Source organism: Kribbella sp. NPDC054772 (assembly GCF_053611945.1).
Genome location: NZ_JBSHBJ010000010.1, coordinates 28,328 through 37,073 on the forward strand (window position 1 = coordinate 28,328; position 8,746 = coordinate 37,073).

Consider the following 8,746-nt stretch of genomic DNA (forward strand, 5'->3'; position numbering starts at 1 on the left):
TTAGAGGCGTGGGTCGATCGGCTCCGACTCGAGGGCGAGGACGGCGAAGACGCACTCGTGGATCCGCCACAGCGGTTCGCCGCGGGCGGCGCGGTCGAGCGCTTCCAGACCGAGCGCGTACTCGCGGAGCGCGAGCGAGCGTTTGTGACCGAGGTTCCGGTCGCGCAACCGGCTGAAGTTCGCCGGCTCGGTGTAGTCCGGCCCGTAGATCAGCCGCAGGTACTCCTGCCCGCGTACCTTCAGCCCCGGCTGCGCCATCCCCTTCGCCGTCCGGGTGAGGTTGGCGGCCGGCTTCACCACCATGCCCTCTCCCCCGGCGCCGGTGAGTTCCTCCCACCACGCGATCCCGGCGTCCCAGTTGTCAGCGTCGACGAACAGCCGCCGGGTCTGTGTGATCAGCTCCGGGCCCGCGGCAACCATCCGGTCGGCCACGCCGAGGTGCCAAGCATGCGGCCGGTCCTGGTACGTCGCCCCCTCGGACGCGAGCACCTGGAACGGCGCCAGCCGCACCCCGTCGAGCCCGTCGGTCGGCCAGCAGTACCGCCGGTACGCCGCGGTGAACCGTTCCGCGTTCGCCATCCGCTGCTCGTTCGTCGCGAGCAGCCCGCCGACATCCAGCCCGGCGTCCCGAGCGGATCGTAGCGCTGCGGTTGCGGCGGGCAACGACGTACGGGCGGCCGCACCAACGGCGGCGTACTGGTTCCTGAGCAGGTCCTCGGCCTTCGCACTCCACGGGAGCAGCTCGGCGTCGAGCAACAGCCAGGATGTGTCCAGCTCGTCGAAGACACCCGCCTTCGCGACGACAGCACGCAGCCGGAGCAGGAGTTCGTCGGTCAGGCCGGCGTCGAAGAACGAGCGTCCGGTCCGGGTGTGGATCGCGCCGCGGCCGGCCAGTCCGAAGCGCTTCTCGGCGACGTCGTCGTCCCGGGTGAGCAGTACGACCGCGCGCGAGCCCATGTGCTTCTCCTCGCACACCAGCTCGGTGACGCCCTGCCCGCGGAACGCCTCGAACGCCTGCCGCGGGTGCTCCAGCAGCCCCGGCTCCGGCGAGGTCGCGACCGGGCTCATCGTCGGCGGCAGGTACAGCAGGAACCGCGGGTCGATCGCGAACCGGCTCATCACCTCGAGCGCCGCCCCGGCCTGCTCGGCGCGGACGCTCAACCGCCCGTGCGTCCCGGTCTCGATCACCCGGCGACCGGTGACGTCGGTCAGTTCGAGTACGTCGGGTTCGCGCTCCGGTGCCGTTGCCACGTGCAATGGTTTGGCCGGGGCGTAGTACTCCTCGGCCGCCTGCACCGACACCAGCTCGCGCTCCGGGTACCGCAGAGCGGTCAGCGATCCACCGAAGACGGCGCCGGTGTCCAGGCAGATCGTGTTGTTGATCCACTCCGGCTCCGGCGTCGGCGTGTGACCGTAGACGACCATCGCGCGACCGCGGTAGTCGTTCGCCCACGGGTAGCGCACCGGCAGCCCGAACTCGTCGGTCTCCCCGGTCGTCTCGCCGTACAGGCAGAACGAGCGGACGCGGCCGCTGGTCCGTCCGTGCATCCGCTCGACCAGACCGGCGTGCGAGACGACCAGCTTGCCGTCGTCGAAGACGTAGTGCGAGATCAGCCCGTCGATGAAGGCCGCGACCGCGGTCCGGAACTCCTCCGGCTCGCCGGCGAGCTGTTCGAGGGTGGTCTCCAGACCGTGGCTGATCTTCACGTTCTTGCCGCGGAGCGCGCGCAGCAGCTTGTCCTCGTGGTTGCCCGGGACGCAGTACGCGTGGCCCGCGGCAACCATCCCCATCACCAGCCGGAGTACGCCGGGACTGTCGGGGCCGCGGTCGACCAGGTCACCGACGAACACCGCTCGCCGGTCCGGGTGCACCGCGTCGACCGGCCGGCCGGCGGCGTCGCGGGTCAGCGTGTATCCGAGGTCGGCGAGCAGCCGCTCGAGCTCGGGACGGCAGCCGTGCACGTCCCCGATCACGTCGAACGGACCGGTCTGATCGGTCAGGTCGTTGTACAGCTTGGTGCGTTCGATGCTGACGGCATCGATCTCCTCGACGCTGTTCAGCACGTGCACGGTCCGGAAACCCTCGCGCTTGAGGCTGCGCAGACCACGCTTCAGCTGCGACCGCTGCCGGACCACCACCTTCGCGCCGAACTGCCGGTCGGACCGCTGCTCGTTCCGCTCCACACAGACCCGCTCCGGCGGGTCCAGGACGATCGCGACCGGGAGTACGTCGTACTCACGGGCCAGGTTCACCAGTTCCTTGCGGGCCTCCGGCTGGACGTTGGTCGCGTCGATCACGGTCAGCCGCCCGGCCGCGAGCCGCTTGCCCGCGATGAAGTGCAGCACCTCGAACGCGTCCTTCGTCGCGGCCTGGTCGTTCTCGTCGTCGGACACCAGACCGCGGCAGAAGTCGCTCGAGATCACCTCGGTCGACAGGAAGTGCCGGCGCGCGAACGTGGACTTCCCGGACCCGCTCGCGCCCACGAGCACCACCAGACACAGCGCAGGTACGTCGATGGTCATCACGCCTCCTCCCGCCGGAACAACGCCAGCTGCGTCGGCGCACCGACCTCGGCATCAACCGCACCGACCGGCCGGAACTCGACCGAGTACCCGTACGTCGCGGCAACCTCGCCAGCCCACCCCTCGAACTCCGCGCGAGTCCACTCGAACCGGTGGTCGGGGTGCCGGAAGTTGCCGGCGGCAAGCGACGGGAAGCGGACGTTGTACTCGCTGTTCGGCGTGGTCATCACGACAGCTCCCGGACGGGCAGCCCGGAAGATCGACTGGGCCAGCGCGGGCAGCCGCGGCGGGTCGACGTGTTCGACGACCTCCATCAGCACGACCGCGTCCAGGCCGGCGAGCCGCTCGTCGGCGTACGTCACCGAGGACTGCAGGAACTTCAGCCGATCTCGCTGCCGGTCCGGCAGGTCGTCGTAGTGCAGCCGCCGTTTGGCCGCGAGCATCGCCCGTACCGACACGTCCGTCGCGATCAGCTCGCCGATCATCGGGTCCTTGAGCAGCTCGCCGACCAGGGCTCCCTCGCCACAGCCGATGTCCGCGATCCGCCGGGCGCCGAGCTCCCGCAGTACGGCGGCCACCGTCGTACGCCGCTCCACGGCCAGTGACACCGAGCCCTCTTCGGGGCTGTCTTCGGGGAGCTCGACGCCGTCCGCCTCGGCCAGCTTCTCCAACGCTGCGTCCATAAGATAGCGCCGGTGTGCGAGGTAGCGCCGCGAGATCAGTTCCTTCTCGGGGTGTTCGGCGAGCCAGCCCTCGCCTGCCCGGACGAGCTTGTCCACCTCGTCCGACCCGACCCAGTAGTGCTTGGCGTCGTCGAGCACCGGGAGCATCACGTACAGGTGGTTCAGCGCGTCGGCCAGCCGCAGTACGCCGGTGAGGCGCAGGTCGACGTACCGCGAAGGACCCCACGCCGGGATTTCCGGATCGAGCGGGACGGGGCGCGCGTCGACGGTCCAGCCGAGCGGTGCGAACAACCGCTGCGCCAGGTCGTTGCCACCGCTGCACGGCAGCGCCGGGACGTGGATCTCCAGCGGGATCGCCCGCGCCGCGAGCTCCGGACGGGCGTCGCAGCGACCGTTCATCGCGGTCCGGAACAGCTTTCCGATGGCCACCGCGAGCAGGCTCGACGCGGCGTACGGGCGGTCGTTGACGTACTGGCCGAGCGTGAAGCCCTCGGAGGCCTTGCCGCGACCGGCCTTCACCAGGCCGATCGGGTCGATCTCCAGCAGGACGGCCGCCGTACAGCGCTCCGCGGTCGCCTCGGGGTAGAACACGTGGGCCGATCCGCCGGTGACATCGATCGCCTGCGGCCGGGCCGGGTTCTTGTGCAACAGGAACCCGAAGTCGCTCGCGGGGACGCCGACGCCGGCCAGATCGGTACCGAGGGTGAGGAACACCTGCAGTATTCGATCATGGGTCACTGAAAGAGACACGCGGTTTGAAGGCTGGCGTGTTCGGGCAGATTCGATCTAGCTTGTTCTGAGAAGATGAGTCGCTACGGACCGTCCTTCCCCGCTGACACTCGGTAGACGTCCCCGGTTTGTGGCGAAACCCACCCACGTCACAACGGGGAAAGGATCATGGCAGCTCATTCACGCCCCGCGGGGTGTCGCCGGTGAAACCCCAGACCTTCGAACTCGTCCGTTACACCGACATCAGCGGGGTTTCCGGGACCGGCGTCGTCGCCGAAGGATGCGTCTTCACCGATGGTTCGGTGGCGCTCCGCTGGCACGGCCCGAACCCGTCGACGGCCGTCTGGCCGGACCTGGACTCCATCCTCGCCGTGCACGGCCACTGCGGTGCCACCGTGGTGCGCTGGCTGGACGTCTCCGAGATGGACCCGGTCCCGGGCACCGATCTCCTGCCCGGCGAACTGACCCACATCCTCGCGACCGGCCGGCGGACCCAGCACCCAACGGCCGCGTCGGCCTGACGCACCGCGCCTGCGAGCGTCAGGGGGTCAGACCCGTGAGGGCGAAGAACTCCTGACGCGAGCTGGGGTTGTTGCGCAGTACGCCGTGCAATGCCGACGTAACCGTCCGCGATCCGGTCGCGCGGACCCCACGCAGCGACATGCACTGGTGCTCGGCCTCGATCACCACGCCGACCCCCTTCGGGTCCAGGTGATCCTGCAGCCAGTCGGCGACCTGCTTGGTCAGCCGCTCCTGCACCTGGAAGTCGCGGGCGAACAACTCCACCACCCGGGCCAGCTTCGACAGCCCCAGGATCCGGTCGCCCGGCAGGTACCCGACGTGGGCGACGCCCTGGAACGGCAGCAGGTGGTGCTCGCACAGCGACTGCACCGGGATGTCCTTGGCCAGGACGAGTTCGTCGTACCCCTCGTCGTTGGGGAAGGTGGTGAGCTCGAACTCGCGGGGGGTGAGCATCTCGGCGTACGCGTTCGCGACCCGGCGCGGGGTGTCCGCGAGGTGCGCGCTCCGCGGATCCCGCCCGAGGGCGGTCAGCAGGTCCGCGACGGCGCGCTCCGCGGCGGGAAGATCGATTTCCTCCCGGCGGGCGACGATATGGAGGGGGACGGACTCGAGGTCGGCCGAGATCGCCATCTGCACACTCCCTGAAGTATCAGTGAACAGCCATCATACTGTTTATCCAACCGAAGTTGTCGATAGAATCATTCCGTGGACATCTCCTGGGACGCTCGGCTTCAGGCGATCGCCGCGCTGGAGGAGCCGACGCGGCGGCGCCTCTACGAGTACGTCGCGGGCGCCCCGGCCCCGGTCAGCCGCGACGACGCCGCGACCGCCCTCGGGATCCCCCGGACCACCGCCGCGTTCCACCTCGACAAGCTCACCGAGGAGGGGCTGCTCAACACCTGCTACGAGCGCCGCAGCGGTCGGACCGGCCCGGGCGCGGGGCGGCCCGCGAAGCTGTACCACCGCTCCGACCGGGAGATCGAGATCGCCCTCCCCGAGCGCCAGTACGCCGTCGCGGGCCACCTGCTCGCCGCGGCGATCCAGGACGCCGAGGAGACCGGCAGCTCGCCCCGCGACGCGGTCAACCGCCGAGCCCGCGAGTACGGCGAAACCCTCGGCCGCTCCGGCTCCACTCTGCTCGAGGCACTGGAAGCGAACGGCTTCGAACCGCGTCCGGACGAGGACGGGATCACCCTCGCCAACTGCCCCTTCCGCCGACTCGCCGGAGCCCACCCGCAACTGGTCTGCGGAATGAACCTGCACCTGGTCGCCGGTCTGCTGGCGAGTCTGGACGCACCACTCCAGGCCGAGCTCGCTCCCGGCACCGGTCATTGCTGCGTGCGTCTCGTACAGTCGGATCGTGGCTAAGGGCAAGCAGAGTCAGGGTACGCCGGCGACGGTCGCGCTGACCAAGGCAAAGGTCGAGTTCACGACGCACACCTACGAACACGACCCAGCGGCCAAGTCGTACGGGCTGGAGGCCGCGGAAGCGCTCGGGCTGGCGCCGGAGCAGGTGTTCAAGACGCTGCTCGTCGAGGTCGACGGGAAGCTCACCGTCGGCGTCGTACCGGTCGGCAAGCAGCTCGACCTGAAGGCGATCGCGGCCGCCGCCGGCGGCAAGAAAGCGGTGATGGCCGAACCGGCCGCCGCCGAACGCAGCACCGGGTACGTCGTCGGCGGGATCAGCCCGATCGGCCAAAAGCGCGCGCTGCCCACGGTCGTCGACAGCACCGCCACCGAGCACCCGACGGTCTACGTGTCGGGCGGCCGGCGCGGTCTCGACATCGGCCTGTCCCCCGCCGCGCTGATCAGCGTGACCAGGGCGCTCACAGCGGCGATCGCCCGCTGACAGCCGGCGCACTTGCGTCATCTCTTGCGCGATAGCACGGAGAGCGACGACCATACGACTGATGGTCACGATGACCGAGGTCGCACGCGCCGCCGGCGTATCGGTGAGCACAGTCTCGCACGTCGTCAACGGGACCCGGCCGGATGAACGACCCCGGCACGTCTCCGCAGGCAGTCCGGCTGCCTGCGGAGATCATGCACCGTGAGTCCTGCGGCTGCGTCAGCCGGTGATACTTGGTTTCCCGGTCTCCAGGTGGCCGGACAATCGGCGTCGGTACGTCGTGTCGTCCGCGGTGGTGACCTCGACGTCGTACCAGCCGTGATCGGTCGGCCAGAAGATCGGCCGGGTCTGCTTGCCGCGCAGCTCGAGCGTCGTGGTCTTGCTCGCGTATCCGCGGGCGTTGAGCTTGACCGTCAGCGGCTTCCGCGAGGTGTTGACGAGGTGCAGCTGCAGCGCGCCCGCCCGGTTCTCGATCCGCACGTCCAGGCCGGCCGCCGCGCCGTCGGACGAGCCGGCGATCTCCGCCCAGAAACGGTTCGGGCCCTGGATCGCGAGCTCGAACGGGCCGTCGACCGGGATCGCGACCGAGGTCGGTGTCGCGCCCGGCGTCTTCCCGGCCGCGGCGTGGTGGACGTCGACGTGCGCCGGCGCCGGCAACTCGCCGCCGTACGGGTAGATGGCGAAGTGTGCCGACTGCGCGCCATGGTTGCTGAGGGCCAACATCAGATTGCCGCTGGCAACGAAGCCCGAGACCGTCGGCTGGTAAGGCAGTGCGCGGGCCGGACGCCGACCGGGCTCCTGCACCGGGACGGCCTGGTCGACGGGCGGCGTCGGGTGCCAGCGGCCGATCGGCGCCGGCACCGGACCGGGCCGGTCGACGGACGGCTGGCGGTAGCTGCGGTCGAAGTCCAGTGCGGACGTCAGGTCACCACAGGCGGTCCGTCGCCACGCGCTGATGTTCGGCTCCTCGACACCGGTCCACCGTTCGAGGAAGCGCAGTACCGAGGTGTGGTCGAAGACCTGCGAGTTCACGTGCCCGCCGACCGACCACGGTGACACCACGGTCATCGGGACCCGCGGGCCGAGTCCGATCGGCTTACCGGCGTACCAGTCGTCGCCGGCACCCGAAGGCGGCTGCGGCGCGACCGGCGGCGGGACGTGGTCGAAGTACCCGTCGTTCTCGTCGAAGTTCACGAACAGCACGGTCTTCGACCAGGTCTCGGGATCGGACGCGATCGCGTCGAGGACGTCGTAGATCAGGTTCGCGCTGCCGACCGGGGTGGACGAGCCGGGGTGTTCGGAGTCGACCGCGGACGGGACCAGCCAGCTGACCTGCGGCAGGGTGCCGGCCTTGATATCGGCCCGCAGCCGCGGGACCAGCGACTCCGGCTCGGAGCGGTACATCGCTTTGCGGAACAGCTTCTGGTCCGTGACCGGCAGCTGCTCGACGGCCGCGTCCAGCTGCTTCAGCGCATCGGTCCGGTCGGCTTCAGCCTTCGCGAAGAGCTTGTCGTAGAACTCCTCGGTCGTGCGGTACCCGCCGGGCACGTTCGCCAGGATCCGGTGACCGATGTCCTTGAAGGTCTTGAAGTACTCGACCGCGTTGTCGGTGAAGTTGTCCCACTCCTGGTAGATCTGCCACGAGACCCCGGCCTTCTCGAGCCGCTCGGGGTACGCCGTCCAGTCGTAGCCGGCGTGGTTGTAGTCGTACGCCGCGTTCGTGACCGCGCGCTGCGTCGTACCGGGCTCGTTGCCGGTGGTTCCGGACCACAGGTAGTTGCGGTTCGGGTTCGTCGAGCCGTTGACCGAACAGTGGTAGGCGTCGCAGATCGTGAAGTTCTCGGCGAGTTCGTACTGCAGCGGGATGTCGCGGCGTTCGTAGTGGGTCAGGCTGGCGGCCGTCTTGGCCTGCACCCAGTCGTCGTTCCAGCCGCCGGCCCAGGCCTGGGTGGCGTCACCGAAACCGTGCGCCAGCGCACCGAGGTACTGGATGTCGCCGGGTTTCCGGCCCGCGTCGGCGGCGGCCTTGCTGAGCGAGAACGGCAGCACCTCGCCACCACCGGATTTCGGCTGGTGGAAGATGCTCTTGCCGTTGCGCAGCCGCAGCGGCTGCCGATCGCCGTACCCACGGACGCCGCGCAGCGTCCCGAAGTAGTGGTCGAACGAGCGGTTCTCCTGCATCAGCACGATCACGTGCTCGATCGCGCGCAGGCCACCACGCCGCACAGGTTGCGCCATCGCGGTGTGCAGTGACGGTGGGAGCAGCGAAGCCGCTGCCCCACCCGCCACCGAACCGAGCACCAGGCGCCGGGAGATCCCGGTCATTGGGCCTCCCGCCCTGGACTGAGGAGTGAAGGGAGCGAAGCGACTGGAACGACGAGGGAAGGGCGGGAGTTGAAGCCCAATGACCCCCGCGACGGAGTCGCGGAATTAACGACAG

Annotated in this window: 8 protein-coding genes; 4 read left to right on the forward strand and 4 right to left on the reverse strand. The window is 69.5% G+C overall.

What is annotated here, in order from left to right:
• Nucleotides 1-2,523, reverse strand: coding sequence for a polynucleotide kinase-phosphatase (locus ACWGID_RS18170; RefSeq protein WP_452197894.1), 2,523 nt, complete (start codon nucleotides 2,521-2,523; stop codon nucleotides 1-3).
• Nucleotides 2,523-3,944 carry a 3' terminal RNA ribose 2'-O-methyltransferase Hen1 gene (locus ACWGID_RS18175; RefSeq protein WP_452197896.1) on the reverse strand — a complete coding sequence of 474 codons (1,422 nt, stop codon included), beginning with the start codon at nucleotides 3,942-3,944 and terminating at the stop codon, nucleotides 2,523-2,525. Before ACWGID_RS18175 ends, ACWGID_RS18170 begins: the two co-directional genes overlap by 1 nt.
• Nucleotides 3,945-4,138: 194 nt before the next feature.
• Here ACWGID_RS18175 and ACWGID_RS18180 point away from each other — a divergent pair, with 194 nt between their 5' ends.
• Nucleotides 4,139-4,456 carry a hypothetical protein gene (locus tag ACWGID_RS18180; protein ID WP_452197897.1) on the forward strand — a complete coding sequence of 106 codons (318 nt, stop codon included), beginning with the start codon at nucleotides 4,139-4,141 and terminating at the stop codon, nucleotides 4,454-4,456.
• Nucleotides 4,457-4,475: 19 nt separating this feature from the next.
• Here the strand turns inward: ACWGID_RS18180 and folE are convergent, their stop codons facing one another.
• Nucleotides 4,476-5,087 (reverse strand): GTP cyclohydrolase I FolE, encoded by a 612-nt coding sequence (gene folE, locus ACWGID_RS18185; RefSeq protein ID WP_452197898.1) that lies wholly within the window; start codon nucleotides 5,085-5,087, stop codon nucleotides 4,476-4,478.
• 75 nt (nucleotides 5,088-5,162) lie between these two features.
• Between folE and ACWGID_RS18190 the strand changes: the two genes are divergently transcribed.
• The 3 genes from ACWGID_RS18190 to ACWGID_RS18200 all read left to right on the forward strand — a co-directional run bounded on the left by ACWGID_RS18190 (nucleotide 5,163) and on the right by ACWGID_RS18200 (nucleotide 6,511).
• The gene (locus ACWGID_RS18190; protein ID WP_452197900.1) at nucleotides 5,163-5,825 is read left to right on the forward strand and encodes a helix-turn-helix transcriptional regulator; all 663 of its coding nucleotides are present in this window, start codon (nucleotides 5,163-5,165) and stop codon (nucleotides 5,823-5,825) included.
• Entirely contained in the window at nucleotides 5,818-6,306 is a 489-nt protein-coding gene (gene ybaK, locus ACWGID_RS18195; protein ID WP_452197902.1) for a Cys-tRNA(Pro) deacylase, read from the forward strand. Before ACWGID_RS18190 ends, ybaK begins: the two co-directional genes overlap by 8 nt.
• Nucleotides 6,307-6,376: 70 nt before the next feature.
• Entirely contained in the window at nucleotides 6,377-6,511 is a 135-nt protein-coding gene (locus tag ACWGID_RS18200; protein WP_452198247.1) for a LacI family DNA-binding transcriptional regulator, read from the forward strand.
• Nucleotides 6,512-6,525: 14 nt separating this feature from the next.
• Here ACWGID_RS18200 and ACWGID_RS18205 read toward each other — a convergent pair whose 3' ends face one another.
• Nucleotides 6,526-8,631, reverse strand: coding sequence for a phosphocholine-specific phospholipase C (locus ACWGID_RS18205; protein WP_452197904.1), 2,106 nt, complete (start codon nucleotides 8,629-8,631; stop codon nucleotides 6,526-6,528).
• Between the last annotated feature and the right edge of the window lie 115 nt (nucleotides 8,632-8,746).